Source organism: Rossellomorea orangium (assembly GCF_019334305.1).
Classification (GTDB): domain Bacteria; phylum Bacillota; class Bacilli; order Bacillales; family Bacillaceae_B; genus Rossellomorea.
Genome location: NZ_JAHWGH010000008.1, coordinates 302,660 through 324,638, shown reverse-complemented (window position 1 = coordinate 324,638; position 21,979 = coordinate 302,660). Strand labels below are relative to the sequence as shown.

21 protein-coding genes and 1 pseudogene are annotated in these 21,979 nt (G+C 34.1%); 3 read left to right on the top strand and 19 right to left on the bottom strand.

Translation table 11 applies throughout. The features are described from left to right. Positions 1–115 precede the first annotated feature (115 nt). From KYJ26_RS05155 to merR1, 9 genes and pseudogenes are all read right to left on the bottom strand, one after another. Positions 116–613 carry a hypothetical protein gene (locus tag KYJ26_RS05155; RefSeq protein ID WP_159362654.1) on the bottom strand — a complete coding sequence of 166 codons (498 nt, stop codon included), beginning with the start codon at positions 611–613 and terminating at the stop codon, positions 116–118. A gap of 9 nt (positions 614–622) precedes the next feature. Continuing rightward, positions 623–880: an ECs_2282 family putative zinc-binding protein gene (locus KYJ26_RS05150; RefSeq protein WP_201449566.1), complete on the bottom strand. Its 258-nt coding sequence runs from the start codon at positions 878–880 to the stop codon at positions 623–625. Between the two features lie 648 nt (positions 881–1,528). Then, a pseudogene (locus KYJ26_RS05145) lies at positions 1,529–1,854 on the bottom strand (YnfA family protein). Between the two features lie 328 nt (positions 1,855–2,182). Continuing rightward, positions 2,183–3,529, bottom strand: coding sequence for a dihydrolipoyl dehydrogenase family protein (locus tag KYJ26_RS05140; protein WP_201449567.1), 1,347 nt, complete (start codon positions 3,527–3,529; stop codon positions 2,183–2,185). A gap of 127 nt (positions 3,530–3,656) precedes the next feature. Next, positions 3,657–5,297, bottom strand: coding sequence for a mercury(II) reductase (gene merA / locus KYJ26_RS05135; protein ID WP_159362656.1), 1,641 nt, complete (start codon positions 5,295–5,297; stop codon positions 3,657–3,659). A 15-nt stretch (positions 5,298–5,312) separates the two neighbouring features. Continuing rightward, complete coding sequence (merP, locus tag KYJ26_RS05130; RefSeq protein ID WP_079533371.1) at positions 5,313–5,651, bottom strand: mercury resistance system substrate-binding protein MerP; 339 nt, start codon at positions 5,649–5,651, stop codon at positions 5,313–5,315. Between the two features lie 15 nt (positions 5,652–5,666). Beyond that, a complete protein-coding gene (gene merT, locus KYJ26_RS24335; RefSeq protein ID WP_079533369.1) occupies positions 5,667–5,969 on the bottom strand; it encodes a mercuric transport protein MerT in 303 nt (100 codons plus the stop codon). Further along, the gene (locus tag KYJ26_RS05120) at positions 5,966–6,235 is read right to left on the bottom strand and encodes a hypothetical protein (protein ID WP_079533368.1); all 270 of its coding nucleotides are present in this window, start codon (positions 6,233–6,235) and stop codon (positions 5,966–5,968) included. The genes merT and KYJ26_RS05120 overlap by 4 nt, the downstream gene beginning before the upstream one ends. Positions 6,236–6,248: 13 nt before the next feature. After that, entirely contained in the window at positions 6,249–6,647 is a 399-nt protein-coding gene (merR1, locus tag KYJ26_RS05115) for a mercury resistance transcriptional regulator MerR1 (protein WP_079533366.1), read from the bottom strand. A 613-nt stretch (positions 6,648–7,260) separates the two neighbouring features. On the opposite strand from merR1, the gene KYJ26_RS05110 reads away from it, so the two are divergent. Beyond that, positions 7,261–8,286, top strand: coding sequence for a hypothetical protein (locus tag KYJ26_RS05110; RefSeq protein WP_219166268.1), 1,026 nt, complete (start codon positions 7,261–7,263; stop codon positions 8,284–8,286). A gap of 274 nt (positions 8,287–8,560) precedes the next feature. Here KYJ26_RS05110 and KYJ26_RS05105 read toward each other — a convergent pair whose 3' ends face one another. From KYJ26_RS05105 to KYJ26_RS05085, 5 genes are all read right to left on the bottom strand, one after another. Then, on the bottom strand, positions 8,561–8,752 hold the full coding sequence (locus tag KYJ26_RS05105) for a hypothetical protein (RefSeq protein WP_159362658.1): 192 nt from the start codon (positions 8,750–8,752) through the stop codon (positions 8,561–8,563). A 384-nt stretch (positions 8,753–9,136) separates the two neighbouring features. Further along, the gene (locus KYJ26_RS05100) at positions 9,137–10,498 is read right to left on the bottom strand and encodes a UvrD-helicase domain-containing protein (RefSeq protein WP_219166267.1); all 1,362 of its coding nucleotides are present in this window, start codon (positions 10,496–10,498) and stop codon (positions 9,137–9,139) included. Next, positions 10,486–12,252, bottom strand: coding sequence for an ATP-dependent nuclease (locus KYJ26_RS05095; protein WP_159362660.1), 1,767 nt, complete (start codon positions 12,250–12,252; stop codon positions 10,486–10,488). The genes KYJ26_RS05100 and KYJ26_RS05095 overlap by 13 nt, the downstream gene beginning before the upstream one ends. Before the next feature lie 153 nt (positions 12,253–12,405). Then, positions 12,406–12,597: a sigma factor-like helix-turn-helix DNA-binding protein gene (locus tag KYJ26_RS24330; RefSeq protein ID WP_374939754.1), complete on the bottom strand. Its 192-nt coding sequence runs from the start codon at positions 12,595–12,597 to the stop codon at positions 12,406–12,408. A gap of 272 nt (positions 12,598–12,869) precedes the next feature. Beyond that, positions 12,870–13,199 carry a HepT-like ribonuclease domain-containing protein gene (locus KYJ26_RS05085; protein WP_159362662.1) on the bottom strand — a complete coding sequence of 110 codons (330 nt, stop codon included), beginning with the start codon at positions 13,197–13,199 and terminating at the stop codon, positions 12,870–12,872. 612 nt (positions 13,200–13,811) lie between these two features. Between KYJ26_RS05085 and KYJ26_RS05080 the strand changes: the two genes are divergently transcribed. Then, positions 13,812–14,267 carry a hypothetical protein gene (locus tag KYJ26_RS05080; protein WP_219166265.1) on the top strand — a complete coding sequence of 152 codons (456 nt, stop codon included), beginning with the start codon at positions 13,812–13,814 and terminating at the stop codon, positions 14,265–14,267. Positions 14,268–14,465: 198 nt separating this feature from the next. Here KYJ26_RS05080 and KYJ26_RS05075 read toward each other — a convergent pair whose 3' ends face one another. From KYJ26_RS05075 to KYJ26_RS05065, 3 genes are all read right to left on the bottom strand, one after another. Further along, positions 14,466–14,654 (bottom strand): hypothetical protein, encoded by a 189-nt coding sequence (locus KYJ26_RS05075; protein WP_219166264.1) that lies wholly within the window; start codon positions 14,652–14,654, stop codon positions 14,466–14,468. A 319-nt stretch (positions 14,655–14,973) separates the two neighbouring features. Then, positions 14,974–15,282, bottom strand: a complete 309-nt coding sequence (locus tag KYJ26_RS05070) for a helix-turn-helix domain-containing protein (protein ID WP_159362665.1) — start codon at positions 15,280–15,282, stop codon at positions 14,974–14,976. Positions 15,283–15,301: 19 nt separating this feature from the next. Further along, positions 15,302–17,401, bottom strand: a complete 2,100-nt coding sequence (locus KYJ26_RS05065; RefSeq protein ID WP_219166263.1) for a site-specific integrase — start codon at positions 17,399–17,401, stop codon at positions 15,302–15,304. 391 nt (positions 17,402–17,792) lie between these two features. On the opposite strand from KYJ26_RS05065, the gene KYJ26_RS05060 reads away from it, so the two are divergent. Next, positions 17,793–19,079 (top strand): hypothetical protein, encoded by a 1,287-nt coding sequence (locus KYJ26_RS05060; RefSeq protein WP_198257855.1) that lies wholly within the window; start codon positions 17,793–17,795, stop codon positions 19,077–19,079. A gap of 137 nt (positions 19,080–19,216) precedes the next feature. Here KYJ26_RS05060 and KYJ26_RS05055 read toward each other — a convergent pair whose 3' ends face one another. Both KYJ26_RS05055 and KYJ26_RS05050 read right to left on the bottom strand, forming a co-directional pair. Continuing rightward, positions 19,217–19,399 carry a hypothetical protein gene (locus KYJ26_RS05055; protein ID WP_198257856.1) on the bottom strand — a complete coding sequence of 61 codons (183 nt, stop codon included), beginning with the start codon at positions 19,397–19,399 and terminating at the stop codon, positions 19,217–19,219. 884 nt (positions 19,400–20,283) lie between these two features. Beyond that, positions 20,284–21,762: a hypothetical protein gene (locus KYJ26_RS05050; RefSeq protein WP_198257857.1), complete on the bottom strand. Its 1,479-nt coding sequence runs from the start codon at positions 21,760–21,762 to the stop codon at positions 20,284–20,286. Positions 21,763–21,979 lie beyond the last annotated feature (217 nt).

The window sequence follows — 21,979 nt, the reverse complement described above, 5'->3', positions numbered from 1 at the left end:
ATTTATGTCTTAAATTTAAAAATGAGTCAAAAATAAACTTGATGACTTCTACAAGTCGTTGGGTTACTTTTAACCTTGTTTTATTTGGTTTAAGTCCCATGCATTTTTACTAATACTAGATTGTTACAATTTGATCTTTTGAATAGTTATTCCCTTGCTTATCGGTCCAAATTGTAGTTACTTTAAATTTTCTGAAAGTCCCGCTATGAACAATAACGTGTTCTTCAAAGCTTTTTCCAGGTTCTAGAAACTCATAAGGTACCTTTTCTTTTAATACTATAGCTTTCGAGTCTTCCTGAGTTTCAAAGTCAACATTGTAGGCGGTAACTTTGCCAGAATTCCACAACTTCATTCTGTACTTACCTCTAGAGATGTTCATAATCCTTGCTTCAATCATTGCTTTTGTTGACTCTTCACGCTCTTTTTCTTTGTCTTCCAATTCAAATCTCTTAAGCTTTTCCTCTAACTCGTTTAGCCTAACTTGAACCTTTTTTGTTTTTCTTGAATCCCAGTAAGAGAGTAAAGATAAAAAGAGTGCAATTGTTGGGAATCCATATTTAACTAGATCAATGAACACCTCTTTAAATTCCAACCATAATTTTACGTAATCCATAATTTCCTCCTATTTAAACACCTTCTTAAAATCTTTCATAAGTTGCTTAATAACGTCGTCTTGTAAGTCCATTAAGTTTGCATCAATTATGTAATTATTTTCTTCAATAATTTGCATTTTAGATTTAACAACCTCACAGTCAGTACATTTAAAGAAAATGTTATCAGTATCCTCCTTTTTATCATCACTGTTATTGTCAATTAAGGAGAATTGATCATTTCCACAAACACTACATTTCAAACTTATATTCATTTCTATATCCTTCACAATTTTAGCCCCTTAAAAATTAGTTTACTTCTACCAATTATTTCAAATTACTCCACTTTAGGCAATGTCGATGTTCAATTAAATGGCCCTTTAACGGAAGAATAAGAATCTTAGCTTACTGACCTTTAGAATATCTTCTGTTTTGTCGTTAATGGGGATTTTATGAGTAACTTATAACATAATGAAAAATGCCAAGATCCCTTTTATAACAAGGATCCTTGTCATTTTTCAGACGGAATAACATATATGACATTATATTTGTATTACATAGCAACTGTTTACTCACCTACTAGTCCATCACCATCTCGATCATCCATATACTTATAAAGCCAATGTTATATTTAGGTTATAGGACTTTAACGCTTGTTATTAAAAGAACTACACATATTAGACATATCTAAAATGTCAGGTCTTATTTTGATCTCATCTTCCACTAACGCCCTTTAACGGAAGAACATTTTATTTTCCCTCGATGTAATTGCACTTAAAGCTATTTTTTGTAGATTATCATATATGGGGTACCGCCAACATTTCGGAAATTTCGTACGCTAAGCGAATCTCAATCTAAAATAGTCAATTTCCTGTACGCTAAGGAACCGACTTTATTAGGTTGACTCTTCAAATAAAGCGCCACTTGAAGAAGTTTTTTTATTGACGTGGTGCAAACAACATTACTGATACCCCAGCCAAGCAAATACCAGCACCAACCCTACCATATAAATCAGGTGTTTTTTATCAATGCCCCATCTCCACAGTACAGAAAGAACAATAAATACTCCTCCATAGGCAGCATAAACTCTACCGAACGATGGGAATGATTGAAAAGTAGCAATGACTCCGTATAAAACTAAGGCTACTCCCCCAAAGATCCACAAATAAAGTGGCTTACCTTCTCTGAGACATAACCAAATTAGATAACCACCACCAATTTCAGCTAATCCTGCAACAATGAATAATACAATTGTATAAATCATAAAGCACTCCTTGAACAATCTAATCAATATAGCAATTATTAACGTATCCTTTTTGAACTATGATAATTATTTCAAGCATAGAGTGGTTAACAACAGTTTGGAGGGATAGTATTGAGCGAGGATTTTATATATACAAATCAAATACTTGAAAGTCGAGGTACCGTCGGGTAAATACAGACGTTAAGGATTTTGAAAGATAAAAAAGCTTAATTCCTCATTATTTTTAGTGAGAAATTAAGCTTTTGATTTTCACCAATCGCGCCCTTTTCTGAATAAGCGTGTGCAAGAGATAATGGAAAAATCGTGCTGAAAAAACATCTAATAAAAGTTACAACATATGTGCGATGTCCGAAGCTACTGTTGGATAGGCAAATATCATTTGTTTCATTTCTTTGGTTGAAATTCCAAAACGAATGGCTGTTGCAAAATGATTAATAAGTTCATCGGCTTCATTACTAATCAAATGAGCACCGACAATTTGATCATGATCTTCGTCAATCAGCACTTTAAACGCAGCAAAGTCCTCATTTGTCCGTTTATATGTAAACCAGTCGGAGATGTTTTTCTGCTTTACTTTAATATTCCGACCAGAGTTTTGGGCTTCCTCCTCGCTCATACCTACCGATGCTATTTTAGGTACGGTGAATACAGCAGATGGAATCACGGGATATTCAATTTTTTTGCTGTTCCCTTTCAATAAATTAGATGCTACGACATGAGAATCTGCACTGGCTACAGGTGTGAGGGGCAAGCCATCCGTTGCTGCAGCATCCCCGGCTGCATAGACTTTCGGGTTACTTACACTTTGCAAATACTCATTAACATGGACACCATGTTTTTTCCTTTTTATATTCCCTTTTTCAAGATCCATATCTAAGGCAGGGACCCTTCCTGCACCATGAATAACAATGTCTGCTTCAAACCGAGTTATATCCTCTTTTTTTCGAGCGTACACATGAAACTTTCCTTGTTCTTTTTCAATGGATTCAACGGAATGTTGAAGATGTACCTGTATGCCAATCTCTTTCGACTTTTCTAAAAGGATATCTACAAGATCTATATCAAAATTCTCCAAAGGTCTTTGACCTCTATGGATAATATGAACTTCTGATCCAGCACGTGCCGCGATATGAGCAAATTCAAACGAAATATACCCCCCACCAACAAAGACGATTCTTTGTGGTAATTCATCCAACTCTAAAAATTCATCACTATAAGTAAGATGTTCTTCTCCTTCTATAGGCAAAGGAGTAGGTTTCGCACCACTTGCGATTAAGAAATAACTCCCCTCGAGCACTTCTTTATTCACTTCAAGTTTGTCCTCACTCACGAAAGATGCATTGCCATGATACGTATCGATTCCCTGTTTATTCAATGCTTGCTCTTTTTTTTCCGGGATATGATCTGTAAAGGTTCTTTTAAAGCTCATAAGATCTTTCCAGTTTATGGAGAATCCAGACGGTACCCCATTATTAACCATCCGTTTGTTCCAATCAATTAGTTCGGCAGCACCGTGCAAAACTTTCTTTGGGTCACATCCACGTAGTGCACACGTGCCCCCAAACGGCCTGTCATCGACCATAGCTACGCTCCAACCGGCTTTATTACATTTTGCTGCTGCAATTGAACCCGCAGAACCTGTACCAATAACAATAAGATCGTATTTCTTAATCATTATTATCCTCCTCACAGAATATTGATTCTATAATACGTTTGCCTTATTTCTATCAAATGAAACCCCGTACCTTATCCAGGGTTAGAAAAATCCACCGTCTTGCCTAAACGGTGGATTAATTGTGTTGTTATCCCGCACAACAAGATAATTTTGAAACATCTTTATCAAACGTCAGGGAAGCTAATTTCAATCCCTCTGCCATGGTTAAATATGGAGCTAGGGTTTCACGGAGATCTTCCACAGTTAACCCAAATTTAACAGCCAATGTTGCCCCATAAATCACATCTCCTGCATTTTCTGCCACCACATGAGCTCCTAGTATTTTCAACGTTTTTGAATCTGCAACCAATTTAAACACACCAGTCGTCTCTCTATTTACGAGTGCACGGGGCACTGCATCTAACGGCAATACGGAGGTTTTCACTTCATACCCTTTTTCTTTTGCCTGCTTTTCAGTCAAACCAACCGTCGCAATTGATGGAGTCGTAAACGTAACCCCTGGAACCAATTCTAAATTAAGCCTTTTGTTCAGTCCACCAATCGCATTTCCAGCTGCAACTCCGCCTTGATAGGCTGCCACATATACAAATTGAGGTCCAAGCGTGACATCTCCTGCAGCATAGATGCAAGCATTTGTAGTTTTCGAATAGTCATCAATTATGATTTCACCACGCGAACCTGTTTCAACGCCTGCAGCAGGTAAATTTAAACTTACCGTATTAGGTGTTCTTCCTGTGGCAATCAGCAATTGTTCTGATTCAATGATTCTCTTCTTGCCATTGACTTCAATATGAACTTTTTTTATGTCTCCATCTTGTTCGATTCGTTTATAGGTTGCTCCTTTCACAAGATTTATTCCTTGTTCAACTAGAGCTTTTTCCACTACTTCTGAAATCTCCGAATCATAATCTTTTAAAAGACGTTCACTTCTTTGCATTAACGTAACTTCTGAACCTAAATTATGAAAAAGTTGCCCTAGTTCCATACCGACATAACCAGAGCCAATGACTGTAAGACGTTTTGGCACTTTCTTTAATTCAAGTAATGTGGTGCTTGTTAAATAATCTACTGTATCTATTCCAGGAATGGCAGGTAAAGACGGTGAAGCACCTGTTGCTATTAAAAATCGTTTCGCTGATAGCTCCGTTCCATTCACTTCAACCGTTTTTTCATTTACAAATTTTGCTTCCCCTTTGATTAATTCAAAACCGTAGTCATCAATTAAATCTACATATTTCCTGTTTCTAAGATCCGTTACCAATTCATTTTTTTGCTTGATCAATGGTGCCAAATCCACCTCACCAGCTGACGTATGCAATCCTACAAACGGATTGTTTTTGGCTAAATGATTGATTTCACCAGCTCTCAACAAGGTTTTTGAGGGAACGCAACCAATGTTCACGCAGGTCCCACCAACTGTTTCACGTTCAATAATAGCCACCTTTGCCCCATATTTTACAGCTTCAATGGCTGATGAAAAGGCAGCCCCACCGGAACCGATGATAATGTAGTCATAATCGCCTTCTTCGCCTAGCTTTACAGGCTCATGCAGTTGTACTTCTTTTGCTTCACCTGGCTCGTATTTGGCTTCGGCAATCGCATTTTTCGCTGTTTCCACCTTAACGTCACTTGGAAGTTCAAATATAGCTTCTCCGCGACGAAAATCGACCTCAATCTCTTTTGCCCCCATTTTTTGAAGGGCGACAGCTACATGTTCTTCACAACCCGTACATGTCATTCCTTGAACGTTTACTTGAAACTTTTTCATGTAAAATTCCTCCTTCTACTCGACTCCAAGGCCAAATTCCGATACAGACATCTTTATTGTCTGTAAATCCGTTTTCTTATCATCAAAGGCAACCGTTACTTCGCCTTTACTTCCACTGACTTTAATGGTTGTTTTGCCAACACCATCTACTTGTTTCAAAACATCTTTAACAACTGAAGGCGGACAACAATTCATACCCAAAACCGTGAATGTCCCTGTTTTAGTTGTTTCAATGGTAGCTTTTACATGCTCCTTAGCATCTATAGTATTTTGTGTTTCTTTTTCGTTATTACACGCACTAACCACGAACAAAAGCGATAATAGCATCATAATCTTGATTAAGTGTACTCTCATATAAGCACCTCATTTTTATAATCCACCTTCAACTAGAAATAAAAAAAGAAACATACAAAAAACGAAAAATGTCGTGAGCCATAAGCCGATGATAGAATTTTTTCTTTTTCTCTTTCCTCCATAAACCATGTAAAAGGAGTAAGCAAGAAGGATAATCGTAACGATGCTAAACAATAATCGATATTTAAATGAGTAGAAGGCTAATGCTCCGGCAAAACCGGTTAAACCCAGGGGTATAAAAATCAACGGACCCAGGCAGCATCCAGCCATAACAAAAGCAGAAAATATAGTAGTTAACTGAGACACTTTTTCCTTCATGATTTAAACCTTTCCATGCTGCAGCAATCATGAGTTGTTGTTTCTTTCTTTGTTTCTCTTTTTGTTTCTGGATCAAGTTTTCTCCAGCCCTTGAAAAGGGCGAATAAAAATAAAAGACCCATCACGATGAAAATAACATCTTTAAATTCCGTAAAGTATGAGCCTAGTGCTGTACCTGCAACCAAAGGAAGCAGTAAAAACAAATGGCACGGACATGTGATTAGTGCGAAAAGAAACCAACCTGAACTTTTTAGTGTGTTTTTCATCCTGTTGCACCTCTTATTTCCTCATCAGTGTTTCAATAATGGGGCATTCATAAATATCTTTATTTTCGGGACATCTTTCTTTTAGATCCACTAGCATTTGTTCAATTCTTTGAAGATCTTCAATTTTACGCTGGATGTCCTCTATCTTAAGAACAGTGAAATCATACATATCACGACACTTCGCTTCATCGCGATCGACAACCCCTAGCAATTTATCAATTTCATTTAAGGTAAATCCCAGTTCCTGCATCCGTTTTATAAAATTCAATCGATCAACTGTTTTCTTCGAATACATTCGGTATCCGTTTTCGGTACGATTAGGCTCTGGAATTAAGCCTAAACGCTCGTAATATCGAATGGTCTCCTTGTTAACGCCGCACTTTTCAGCCAGTTCTCCAATTCGAAATTGCATTTATCTCACCTCATACAAAGTATAAACCCTGTACTATAGTACAGGGTCAAGGGAAGTATTATATACTATATTATCGATTTACTATTTTAAACTGCCATTTTCAAAAAGCTTTATTCAACAATATGGCCCTTTAATTGAACATCCGTTTAGAATTCAACAATAATAGAACGGAAGCCATAAAAACTTCCACTAGACACTATATTTTTCCAACTACCGAATGTACCCGATTAATAATCCTGTATTATCAACTCGCTTGATATAAAAGACTTTGATAACACTATTTTTGTAATAATACGAAGAATAATCTGTATTCTGATCAAAGAGAGGTCTTATTCCATAAGTAGAATAATCGTGTATCCTAATTTATTACTATTAACTTTGCTATGAGAGCTTGCTGCTATAGTTCAACTTCACCACAAATGAGTGTTTTTGCTCCTACTTTACAGCCATAGCATAGCAATCCCAAGGAATTTAATAAAAGGTCTCGTTGGCTTTAAATTTCTTTCAAAAAGGAATTGTTTATTAATATTTAGGAAAAAATATAAAAAGCCTCTTTGAAAATCTTTTTACGTGTAAAAATACTAATCAATCATATAGGGAAGGGGGAGGGGAAATGTTAAGTTTGCATGATAAAAAGACAATAGAACCCAGAAAGTTCTTTAGTAATGAAACAAAAGATTTCACTCCGTGGCTAGTTCAATATGACAAAATAAGAGAATTAAGTGACGTGATAAAGTTAGATATAGAAGTAATAGGAAAAGAGGTGAACGCCAAAAACCGAAAAAGAGTAGATGTCCTAGGCAGAACAAAAGTTTCAAGGGAAAATGTAGTTATTGAAAATCAATTAACTGTAAGTGACAACGATCACTTCTCAAGGTTATTACAATACGGGGTAAGTTTCAATGCAAAGTATCATATATGGATAGCTCCGGAGTTCAAAGAGGAACACCAGGATACTATAAGAGACTTAAATGAAAAATGTGCAGGTAGAAGCTACTATTACTTAGTGCAATTTATACCGCAACTATTAAAAACAGGAGAATGTGTGTACGAATTTAGGTTAGTGGTTGGTCCTGAAAAAGTAGAGGTGGGTTTAAAAGAAAATAACGTTATTAGCACTGCCAGCAGTAAGCCCTCCTTAAGTGAAAGCTTTAGAAAAGAGCAAGTAGCTAAAAGTTCAAATCTTTATCTGCCAGTAAAAGATACGTTTGATAAAAACCTAATACACTTCGCAAACATAAGGCTTTCAGACATTATAGAGCTTTCGGATTCTAAATTATGGAAGGAGTGGGAGCCCAAACCAGATTTTAATTACAATGGATACATGCATGATTTCATAGTGCGACATCAAATTAACCATCTAGATAATGGTAAAATCCTAACACTTAGAGAAGTTCAATATATCTTTAGATTCGATGATTTTTTTGAGTTGAGAAAACATGTGAACTACAGAGTCTTAAAGCCTCATATATTAGATGGAAAATTAAAGGCGACAAAAGGCAATGATCGTAAATGGCTAGTGAAAAGAGAAGATCTAATCGAATATATTTATGAAAATTATATAGCTTTTGTGCCAAAAACATCAAAACTTGTTGTTAAGTACACAGATACGTCTCAATGTGATATGCCGCCTTCTTAAACAGTCGGGCAAAAGTATGCTAGTTTGAACACTCAGATCACACATAAAGGAACTTAGATCGGCTTATAGATATGACAACTGCCTCAACTTTAAATGCCATTTACTTGATGCTACTAAATTAAACAGCTTCTATTAGTATCAACTTTATAGTCTGCACAGGTAAAGAGCTCCAAGTGTTTTCATTTTGTAATAGTTCTACCTAAGACATTACAGCTATCAAATTGGTTAAACCTACCCAATGTACTATAACTCCATAGTAAGCAGTGGATGTTTTTTATTTAGCATGCTCTATTTTCTTTTGATTAAGAAAGAAAACTTTGGCTAACTCATTGGTGTCAAGGTAATATTTTTTCATAATACATAATGCATTTATCTCCCCATCAACCCCTTTTCTGCTATTTTCATTTATTTCTGGTCCTCTACCACTTTTACCTATTTGGTTTCTAATTATATTTCTGTAGTTCATTTTAATGTCACCCCTATTTAAGTAATTAACAAGACTATTTATAGTTAATTGTACTTACTTTTAAAACTATTAAAGTCCTTTCTTTCTACATTATAAATTCTTATTATCGTGTTACCATCTAGCTAAAGTAAATATTTTCACAAAGTAATTTTAACGGGACTTTTGCACAATATGAGTCAAATACGAAAAAACAATCACTTTCAAAGTGATCGCGTTTAAATATAATTCATAACAAGTATATTTATACTGTTTAGCAATTCTCCTGTTGTCTTTTTCTTGTATAACCAACTTAATACCCAATTGAAAGCGAGATAACCATTGTACCAATTTCACTTTAGCAACGATCTCAACAACCTCAGTTTCTTAACAGTTAAAGTACCAAATTTAGGTCTTTAACTCTGCTATACCTAACTTATTAAGTTGTTCATGAATGTATTTATGGCCATACTTTTTTTCCACCTCGGTTGTAAGCAACATAGTTAAGTCACGTTTAGAACGAGTAAGTGCTACATATAAATAGTTCCTCATTTTATTGTAATCATCTACTTCTTTAAATAAATAAGGAGCAAGTTGAGTGGAAATTATAAACAAACAATTATAGCCTTCTAATCCTTTAATAGCATCAATGGAACCTACTAATATACCTGGTTCACTTGATAATGCACTATGATATGCATTTACAGCAGAACCAATCTTACCTTTGTCATATTTATCTAGACTTAATGTAAGTTCTTTTTCAAGTCCAGAAAAGATTTTATAAGTAGGAATTCCTCGTTTGATAGAGTTAACAGTCTTTTTTTTAAGCACATAAACAACTTGATTTAAATTATTCTGTTTTACAGAAGATGCCTTACGAGCTATTACAGTTAATTCGTATGATAATTGCTTCTCTGTTTTTGTTACATCTTCTCTATGAGTCTTAAAGCGGGCATTCCTCTGGTAAATATATGCTAAATCGTACTTTGCACATTTAATATCTTCTTGAATTGTGGAGTTTGATTCCAATAAGTATCGTAATGTTCCCTCTTCTTTTGTTGAAGTCTGATGCTCTGCCTTTGATATGAAGCTATTTGAAAAATCTACGTGTAAACTAGGGCAGCGGTGGTTCTCTGACTTATAGTCAACCGATAAATCACCTGCAATAATATCTCGAAAAGCTCCTCTATTTCTAAGGTCTTGTTTAGGGTCACCTATCAAATTAACGTTGATATTATAATTCGCAAGCATTGTTAATACCTCTAAAAAATCTTTATCCATATCTTGTGCTTCGTCCACATATATGGAATCTAAGTATCTAGACAACATTTTCAAGGCATTATTACGCCTGTGTTTTATCTTCGCAGTATCCTTGTTTTTACCACAAAGAAGATGTTTGGCTGTCTTCGTTACATCTTCTACGTGTAATATATGTTCCCTTCTTAACTCCTTTTTCTTAATTGCTTTAAAGGCCGGTTTAGGATGAAGGGGTATCTGCGAAGCAGATTTATAAAGATCCCCATAAACTAAGTGATTAAAAGGATAAATTACTTCTTTTAACAAAAAAGAATGTATAGTTTCAATTTTTAATTGTTTAGGAATGCGTCCTTCGTTTTCTATAACTTTTTCTTTTATTCTATCTCTTGCAGCGTTTGTATAAGTGATAACGTATATTATTTTATTATCAGTAATCTCTTTAAGTCTTGATATTACGAGTTCAGCCATTGAGGTTGTTTTACCGGCTCCAGCTCCAGCCACTACAATATACATGTTTTTTCTCCCGTAATTAAAAAGTGAATGACCTCTCTAATGTGGTTGGGCATTACCACATCTTTTAATTCTTCAGTTCCTATGTCTCGACAAAAGTGTAACATTGTATCCGTCTTAGCTCCCCTCCACTTATCTGAAAGGTTTTCTTTAGTATCAATACCTTCCCAGCCATGCTTGGTAGAAAAGTATGTTTTCAGCTTTTCAAAATTAGTACTAGTGTTAACAAATTCAGGTTCCAGGGTATACTCTTGTGTAGTTGTTACATAAATATTCGGATAATGATTATAAGCCTCATGATCTTCTTGAGCCTTCCTTTGATTGTCAAAATCTCTAATTATGCCTATTTTATGGCTTGTATTTTGATTCACTTTAAGCCATATATCAAGCATATCTCTAAAGCCCTTATGTAAAGAGATTACTTCAATATCATTCAATTGTTCATTTTGTGTACTTAGGTAAGATTTGATAAGCATTTCCTCGGTTGGACCTTCTACTAAGATGCAATTCCTTGAGTATAGAAACTTTAGAAAGTCTAAGTTAGGTTTTTTGGCTAAGTAATCCAATTGGTCACCTTCAAGTTCTTTCTTTAGAGCATAAGTGCTTCCTTCAGCTAATATTGCTACATTCTTTAAATCGAGCTTATCAAGAAACTCCGCGCTATGTGTTGAAATAAAAAGTTGTAGTTGGTTGTTCCTATTCATCGTCGAATTTATAAAACTAGCTAAAAGGTGTTCATTGCTTACACTTAAATGAGCTTCAGGTTCTTCTATTGTTAATATGTTTAAAGCTACATCACTTTCTATGCTTAACGAATTCAACATGACGAATAAGTAGATTAGGTTTCTATATCCTAAACCTTGTGAATTTAAGGATTCATCACCATAGCCTAAACGCACATTGTTTAGTAAAGAGTTCATTGTAGGAACATTAGGTAGCAAAGTAATCTTTCCAAAAAAATCTTTAGCATTTTCTAAGTCCGATGATTCCTGCCAATTAAATACCTCTTCTAAGCTACTAATGTTTTTTAAGTCATTGAAGAATGTTTCATATGATTGTTCCACTTTCTTTTTATCATCTGTATTCATCTTATTATGCAAGAGAGATACTAGTGATTTAGAGCCTAACTGAGAAGATTTATTTGAAAAATCATCTCTTTCAGCAGCTAGTGCATTATATTTGAAGTAAGCCAGGTCTGTATAGGAAACCTTTTCATTGGTCGAGGGTATGATTGTTTGGTACTTATAAAACTCGATTGGAAGTAAATTCATCTTTAAATCATCTATCGAATCAACATCTTGTAATATGTCTGAGATGTGGCGAAGTAAATCTTGAGGGTCCTCAACCTTATATTCATACCTTATAGTGAATAAGGGTGTGTCATTATCTAAATTAGTAGTCCAATTTCTAACATAATATTCTTCTGCCACTTTTTGGGGAGTAAGTGTTACTTCAACATTTACAAAAGGTATATGGTCAATAAATTGATCTATGTCGCATGTACTATTTTTAATTTTTTCTAAGTTTCCTTCTATGAAAGAATAATATTCTTGCTTAGCGGCACTATTAATGTCTTGCCATCCGAGATTTTTATTAACCGCTCCTATTTCTTGATTCATAAAAGGAAGTGTTATTGCTCTAAGTAGATTACTCTTACCGCAATTATTATCTCCAATAAAAACTACAATTTTATTTGTATCTAGGTCAACTGCTCTTAAGTTTCGGTAATTATTGACCTTAATATTTGATATCTTCAAATTAAAGCTCCTTTACCTTGTTAATAGTTAAATGCTATCTTTAATTTCAATTAAAGAATAGCAGTCTATTGGTTGCTCCTCTCCTCTGGAACCGCAAATCATGCCACACACCTAAAATAATCAGTACTTATAATCGATGTTATAAGAACTACCTCAATTCACGAAGAAATTAACCTTGTATAATTGACGTAGGAAATCCACCAATTTCCTTTCACTCTTGTAAACTAATTGTCTTACCCTTTCAGGAGTAACCTCAATGATCTCCGCGACTTCCCTTAGTTTTAAGGGTTTTCCTTTTACACCATAAACAGAATCTAATACTATCTGTTCTCTCTCGGTTAACATACTTTTATGATTTAGATAAACACTTATAAACCTCTTATACTCTTCTGATTCTTTGTTATGTAGGATATTATAGTATCTTTTCCTTAATCCGATTTTTCTGATTTTTTCATATATATAAAATGAAGAATTTCTTCTTTGGTTACTTCTAACACAGCAATACTCCCCCAAAAAAACCTGATAATACATACTTCGACATTATGTTTAAAAATACCTACTCGACATGTAAAAAAGTGGATAATTAGTTCCCTAATCACCCACTTTTTTAGATTAGCCTATTTACTTTTTATTTCAGCACATTTGGCTCTTAGTGTAATTGTATCTACTGTTGCTATTTCCCATATTTCTGATAAATCTAGATTGTCGTATTCATTTATTAGAGTATAACGAAAGCCGATTATCTTTTCCCAAGGAATATGGGGATTATCTTCCTTCTCTTTAATAGGAATGTTTTTTGCTGTTTCTCCAATTAGTTCTAGATTCCAAATTACTGCATCAATAATTAACCTCGACTTTTTGAACTCTTCAATCGACAGTCCTTGTATATATGTCTCTATGCTGTCTGCAGCATTAATAATCTTGTCAATAAAATGAAATTGGCGCATTAGGATAAATTCACTTCCTTTAGTTTTTTTGACTAGAAATAAAACTAGATATAAAACGATTCCTCAGTCACTATCTTGGTAGATTAAAGCCTCGACATACTTATTTTGATAGGTGCTTTATTAGTTGCGATTTACTTATTATAATAAAACAAATAAGACTAGATGTAATTAGATGGATGAAGTTAGTACTGCTGTAAATGGTTCGTAGTTATTTATAAAGGGCAAGATTATGATGAATAAAACAAGCGTTATCAGAACCGAATAAGAAAAAATGCTTCTAAAATAAAGAAATACTTTCATATTGCGTTACAAAGATAAGAAACACGGAAGAGTACTTAAAAACGAATAATAAAATATTAGTGAGGAGATTTTCTAGAAGTATGTTCCCCTTTAATCTCAAAAATAATGGCTGTAGCAAGGTTATGCTATTTGTACCACAAAGCAAATTAAAATGTGCGTTCTCAGGAGCTTAGGGATTAATACTCATCCAACATTAATACTCAATTAAGTGTGCATGGAAGGGTATGAAAAAGCCTTGCTTATAGGTATTGAGAAATTTTTTGAAATGCTGTTACGAAGAAACCGGGAATGTCTGCAACGGAGAATTTCTATTTGTTTGAGGTTCATATTGAAGTGTTAAAAAAATTATTTCCAATAGCAGGAGGTGATAAAATGTGTAGCGATGAATTCAAGAAAAAAGTGGAAGAATTAGTAGTCAAATTAGAAGATGGTGTTGAAAATCCAGCCCTTTTTCAAATTGTGGAACAGATTGTGCTTAGTGATTCAGAATTAGCAAATTTCTTTAAATCAAAGGAGATTATTATGGAAAAGTTAACATTGAAATTAGAACCTCAAGCAATTACATATGATGACATGGAGTCGTATTTGCCACCAAAATGGGAAATGCCGCGAGAGGGTAAGATGCTATACACAGATGAAGAATTACAACGAGCTTTAATATTGATCATGTATAACCTGGGAATCCATAAAAGTTTAGAAGTCATCCCTGACGATTTGATAAAAGTCTATCTACGTAAAAAAACAAAATTCACCGAAAGTAAGGACTGATTTAGCTTTGACAGTTGGGGAAATTAATCAAAAGATACTGGAATAAATACTATTGATTATAAAGACACTTTAAAAATATGGAAATCATCTGGGATGGATAAAAAATAGAGTCCAATTGAAATATCTTTATAAATCTTTTACTTTGGTATCTTTGTTTATAAACTTCCAGTAGAACGTCTCAATTGAGTTTTTATGCCACTACTCAGTAAGGAGAGCATTTACATTAAGTTTCCCAAGTTGTTCTCTCTTTGATTTCATTTCAAAGTAGTCGTCTATATGACTTTTAATTTCCATTAATAATTCATCCCTATCTAAATCTAACAGACGGTCATATTCCTCTTTAAATGGATGCGATTCACTAATTGATGGCCTATTTTCCCACTTCATTACAAGCACTCCGTTCTGAATAGTATACTGGAGGAACTTTAAAATAATCCCATAAAACTCTTCCCTTCCAGGATTGGAAATATACTTAGTTTTTTAAAGCTATCTACTTTATCTTTATTAAAAAGATATTTTTATGAACGGCATATTCACACGTTCCTTAACGTAATTTAATTAACGCCCCCTTAGCTTAATAAAGAAAAAGAAAGATTTAACAACTAGTTTACATATATGTCTTGACAATAAAAAACGTACTGTTAGGTTCGTTGGGAAACCCAGTACGTTTTCCATTCTGCACCTCTATAGTAGACATCTTATTACATTATTTATAGTTTTGTATCAACTCTTTCCTTGTCCAATAATACAAGAAATTCTTTAAGTCACTTCCTACCACATGATAAGGTGCACGACCAGTTGTAGTTTTCAGTTTCCAAGAACGGCACCATCTTCGAACCGTTTCCTCTGAATATCCTGTTATATAAGATATATCAGAAGGCGTAAGCAGGTCGTTATCCCGGATTTTTTCAAAAACATGAGGGATGCTCCCTTCAAAGCCATATTCATGGATATAACCTTCAAACTCCTCCCAAGAAGAGTACTTTGAAAATATTTCTAGATTTTGATCTTTCATTAGCTTCCCCCTTATTGAGCTAATTAATGTACATTTTTTCTTTTTCCAAGCTCTCTTTCATCTCAAACCATTCTTCTATGGTTAACCCCTTGGGCCGCTTCCTTAGTTTATTTAATTGCAGATTAATTTCATCTAGACGTTTTGAATTAATCTCATTTAACTCATATTCCTTTCTTTCCTGACTGATCTTTTTACTTTCCTTCTCTTCACTTTTTATTTCAAAATCCTTTGAAGAATGCAGGTTCAATTCCTTTTCCCACATAATCAATTCTTTTCGGTTCCATGGAAAGTTAATCGTGTGATTTAAAACAGTATAAAAATCATCATCTGATATGGGTGCAGTATAATGCATTTCTCCAATATCTCCAGAAATTTTATGCCGCATTTGTATATCCGCAGCCACTTTTTGAATCCTACCGTTTAATCTTTCAATAGGTAACCTTACGCCAAAGCCCTCAATTAGATTATTCATGCTCCGCCTTGATGCTTTTAACTCAAAATCTCTTCTCTGCTCATACGATAGAAAATCCAATTGCGTTTTCAACCTCGTCATCACATCTGTCATAATTGCCGACTTGTATCCCTTTTCTGGAAATAGATCTTCAGGTCTGAATAAAAATCCCTTCCCCCTGGGCTCATTCTTTTGTTTTTTATACAATCGTTTCAAGTATTCATTTACCCGTTTTACAGTACCTGCTGGAATTACCGTACCTAGTACGGGGTGAGATGGAGAATTTTCATGTTTTGAAGCTTCACGAGGGATGTGAAGTTCTCCCCACCCCCGACTATTTAATTTTATATATCCTTCCTTGTCTAATAAGAAATATTCAATTTTGAGTTTTCTTACTTCGTACGGTCTAGTCCCTGTAACACAGCATAACTCCCAGATAGTTGCATTTCTATAAGGGTCATGAGAGCCAGGATCATTAAGTAGTTTTTCCCTCACAATAATCATCTCTTCTCTATTTAAGAAAGACTTATTAACTTTATTAATGGTCTCTCCAGACGCTAGTTCACTATAGTTTGTTGGAAACTGATTTAAGAAGGACTCTATTCTTAGCTCCAGTTGCCCATACTCAAACCATTTATCAGGAGTCAATGCATCGTTTTTTAGACGTTGTAGTATCCAAGCATAAAAAGGCTTAATAGTTTGGAATACGTGGACGGCTGATGTAGTCTTAGATTCTGTCATAAATGCAAATGCATCATCCTCACTAATTTGTGTGGGATGGAACTTATTTGAGTCGTATTTCTCCTTTTCATCTTGTGTAAGAAAGGCATACCTCATCTTAGGTTTTTGATCAATATTGCACCGAGCACAAATAATTCTAAAGAAGAATGTGGCCAAGGCACTTCTTAGTTTGGCAAGTGTTTCTTCTTTATTTGCAATGTGTTTTTTTGCCCGATAGTTGTTGTGTGATATTCTTCCCCCCTTTTTTCTAAAAGATAGATACTCTTCTATTATCTTCTGCTGTTGACTGTTGAGCACAGAAAAATTCGAGTTCTCATTTGCTGTATTTTTTGAATGCATATATTTTTCCTTCTTTTTAGCAAGAACAAGGCTTTCAACTTCATTTAAAGACATCGTATCTATCCCATATTGATTTTCTTTAACTGATAATAATCCTTCTTTTTTATAACTTAATATAGTCACATCAGAAACTACTATCCCTCTCTTTTTTAGTAATTTAGCAAGAAAACCAGTTGTTAAGTTCTCACAATGCTCTAGGAAGTCGTATTTAAAAAAATATATATAGGCACCAAAGATCGGGTCGATTTTTTTTCTGCGTAATACTTTAACAAATAGATGATCGTATTGCTTCGAATCAATCATGTTCTTTATCTCTGAGTTGGTTTGAGTCACCCCTTTAATGAGCCCACCGATGTTCAGGTAATTCGGGTCTTTGGTGTAATTATTAAATTCCTCGCAAGTTTTTTCATATAAAGCCTTAATATTTGGAATTGCTGTCTTTAGAACAAGATCCTGCCCATATTGTGTTGCATCTCCAGTAAACCATGCCTCGTGCTTGGGAAGGCTTTTTAAGACACTGAAGAATCCTTCAGAGATTCCCCATTCATTACATGCAGCATAAATAGTCATAAAATCATTGGATTTCATTTTAATCACCTCTAAGTATTAGTTTATCCAGCTTAAAAATTGACATACACACACTGCACCCATCACCTAGCTTTTAAGGCTTATTAGTCACCAACCAAAAAGAGTAATTTGTTGCCTAATGTGTGCTCTGAGTGGATGTATATTTTTTCTTCAAAAAAATAAAAGCACCTGAAAACATGCCTGTATAATAAAGTAGGCATGTTTCTGGTGCTCCCAGTGTAAATAATAATAATTTGTGGAATTAATTTAATTTAATTTAATCACATCAATGTAGAATTAACAAGGACAGGGGAAATGGATTTTTTATAACTACACCTTTTAATTCCTTAATAATTTTTAGAGAATTCAATTTTATGTATTATTCAGTTGAATATTGGAAATGCTTCACAATATGGAAAATCATTTAATTTTAGAATGCATAGAAAAATATGGAAAAACGCCAAATGAATTATCAAGATATTTACAAGAAAATAAACTTACTATTACTGAATTCGCAAGGAGATCAGGGAAAAATAACAGCACTGTCGGAAAACATTTTAAAAAGTACGGTGTTCACCCTTATAAATTACCTCTAGCAGAAAAAGCGGAGTTTATTTGTAAGAATTGTAATACTACCTTTGTTAAAGTGGTACGGAATTCACCTATTTATAATCAATTCTGTAGTCAAAGCTGTTTTGCAGATTCTCAAGTAAAAGAGTTCGATGAGTCAAATTTTAGGTTCAATACCAAAGAATATGAATTCTTTGCGCCTGATGAAACACTTGGAACATATGACATTGTAGGTAAACAAAAGTATTTTCGAAACAAAGAAATTTGCAACCACTTCTTTTTTAAATACGGGATTATTAATAAAATAATCGCTTATCCTTTTGGTGTTATGTTAGGAGACGGTAATACCTTTTCATCAAAAAAAAGTGCAACAAAGACAGTATCAATATCGCAAAAAGACCATGATATTGCAGAAAAAATTTCCGAATTATTAAACTACACAAATGAACTAAAAATAGTAAGAGATAAATATAAAGAATTAAGAATACATAGTCCATATCTATATAATGACCTAGTAGCTTTGGGATGTGTTCCAAATAAGTCATTAGTAGTGAATTATCCATTAATCCCAGATTCATTAGATAGTACTGTAATTCTCGGATTAATAGATGCTGATGGATCTTGGTTTCATAGGAATAGTCAGTTGTTTCTTGCAATTTGTGGTAACGAAAAACTTATGTATGGAGTATATTTAAAAATTAAAAAACACCTAAATATAACCCCCTCTCATGTTTGGTACCCTATTGATCATAATGACTGTAAATCTGAGTCATTTATGAAGATGTTATTTTGCAGCCGTGATTCAATAAAGATTCGTGATTGGTTGTATGATGGCGCGGAAATATATGGAGAAAGAAAGCATAGTATTGCTTATGAAGAAATTTTCAATTATAAAAAACAATTCACAACAACTCACATGGCTGCCTACTTGGGAGTATCTGTAGATTTTATAAAGAGTAATTTGAAAAAGCATCCACACCTTCCAGTACATAAAACTTCTGGTGGTTTACGTTATTTTCTAAAGGAAGAAAAAAAGCAGTGGGTAGACTTTCTGCGAATCCAACTTGAAGATCCAAAATCAAGACTACCCAATAAAAACGAATTAATTAACAAGTGGCAGGTAGTGTAATGGATCGTAAAACTTAACCTGCCCGGTCTTTATATACCTTACCCCCTAGAACATCATTTTTCTATAGCAGCTTTTGACGCTTATGGACACCTTTATCACTCTCTGAAAGGAAGAAAGAGAAGTATATGTTTAGCTTTCTAAATCAATTCATTATTATCAAATTCTACTGAATAGGCATATTGATGGTTGATATAACCCCACATTTCCCTCCCCTTTCCGAAACTGCTCATATCTTTTTGGGTAAACAAATTATCTATATTGTCTGATTGGTCAGATTCAACAAAGGATAATGAATGCTGAATTGGATCTTGGTTTTGCATATTTTGTTTCTCCTTGCTTAACGACAATTTAAAATAATAATTAATCTACTAATTTTTAAGTATAGAACGGTGATTCCACTCTAAAATCTCATTAAGAAAAATATTATTTTGACTCAATAAGTAACTTAAGTACCTATGAGTTAACCATAAATCAATATTAATATTTTTGTAAGAATAAATGATTGTTTACACTAATCCCGTTTTGCCCTTTTCTAGACTTTTTTAAAATGATCTACCTGCACTTTCAGGTAATCTCTTTCCTCTTCTATTGAGTTAAAACTTTTACATGGTCTTCCCCTTAAGAGTGGATCTTCCAAGCAACAGGTTCAGCTTTGTCGATGTAAAATTGTTTAAACCTGTATTCTCATGTATCCGGTCTTATCAAATATGTTTGAACTAACGATAAATCGGGATACGGTTTAAAGAAAACAGATAATAGCTTCAATAACAATACTTATAACAATCCTAATTACATACCCTATTACAAAATATATTAGGAGAAGGGAATTGTAGGTAATAGAAGGGGTGGATACCTTGATATATATACGATTCATGTTTTTTTGGATTTTTCAGATTACAACAACTTTTTACCGGTATCGGATTTGTGTTTTTTATAATTTGGAGAAGTATAAGAAAATCTTTTAAATACATAGGAGATTGAAAGGTGTTATAGATAATGACTTTTAATCTAACTATAAATGTTTTCATCTGATAAAATATGGAATTTATAGACACAAAAAATGCAGTTCTTCCTCAATTGGGAGGCTGAACTGCATTTTTTTGTTGTGAAAAAATTTTTTTTGGCATGACTGAGCTATGGTTCGTTCTATAGACAAACACGAATAAGCTGTTAGCTTCTTATTTAAAAAAGAAGGGCAACAGCTTTACGAATTTATCCATCTTTCAAAGTCCACAAAATAATTCTTTCGTTTTGGTTTTGCTTTCGGCTCCTCACTGCTCTCCTGTATGTGTTGACCATGAGGAGCATGTTTCTTTTTGAAGAAAAGTACCACTTGTTTAAGTTTGTTAGCTTCCTCTTCTAGATATTTGTGCTTTGAGAGTTGAGAGTTAGCTGCAAAAGATACGATAAGCTCTTTTGTGTTCACCTCTGATAACAATTCGTAAAGATGATGGATGCCGACTTTCATGGATTCGACTCTTAACATTTCGAACAATTTAGCTTCGTGAACTGCATAAGTGGCTTCGATGGATTCTGCTAAGTATGTCCATGGCTCCTCTGCAGCTAAACCTGAGAGTAAATCGTAAGCATTATCGATTTTCTCGATGTCTTGATCTATTAGAATCTTATGTTCATCAGACGAGTTGGCAATAAAGTATTTAATAAGTGTAGGGATGTGAGCGCTTTTTATTGGGATTGACAAAGAAGTGCTCACAAAGCCGCTTAACTGATTTTCAAGAGTACTCAAAATAACCTTCTTGATCTCTTCTAATAAGTAGAAGTCTGTGAAGGTGTTTGCGGCTTTGCCAACAAGGTCGTAATAAATGATACTTTCATTTTTTTCTTTGAAGTATTTTTGGAGGGCTGTACGGTATATCTCAAGTCCGGCAATGCCGAATTGTTCTATCAATGATTTCTTTCTACCTATGATGAAATTAAATGTTTCTGCTTTCATATCTTCATGGCACATATGGTAACGTTCAGCCAATAAGCGAAGTTCCGCCTTACCAGCTTTATTCTTAATAGCTTCTTCATTGAACAAAGTAGGATTAATTTTCAGGTCGAGATTGTGTTTTGGTTTGAAATATTTGCTAGTGCGTGATTTTTTATTATTTTTAAATCCGAAAGTTCTATGGAAATCGGACTTGTAGTGGGTTGCATTATTGTCGATTGGTTCTTTATGTCCTTTGAAGCGCACTGAAATATAGCCATTATCGATAAGGAAGAATAGGTCATCTGCCATATCTTTATAGCTATCGAAAATATTTAGTCCGTATTCGCGGTCATGCAGTTTATTTTTGTACAGGTTTTCAACGGCTACACGTGTAAATTGATTCCTTATATTATTTGTAGCGATGTATAGGAATAGACGAGTCTGATTTTTAGATAGGTTTTGGAAATCAGCTGAATTGTAAAAAGGGATATGCTTAAGGTAAGAGTCATCCCCATTTGTAGGCAGGTGGAAATGAGAAACATAATAACCATTTTCGTAGGTTATAAGTTTCTTACCTTGATATGTAGTTTCACGTAACTCATTTAAAGCTTTATGTAATTCGCGTCTGTCGCAATACATCTTTCTCCTTACAGCTTCTTTGTCCAGGTGAATACGTCCGTCGCGATCCACGAAAGGAGTTAGGTGAAAGATTAAATTTAAAGCGGTTTGAGAAATGTTTAACTGTTTCATTGGAAAGTCTCTAAGCAATGTTCTATCTAGCTTTGCGGTATGTATGCTAAAACTCATGATTATCACCCAAATTTTTGTATATATGATGTAAACAAATAAAAAAGGACCACAAATGAACCGATGCAGGTACGAAACCCATCGTTTAATTTGTGGTCCTTCCACTTTTTTGTATATTAAATTACTTTATTATTCGATAAAATGATTGTACTTTTATTAA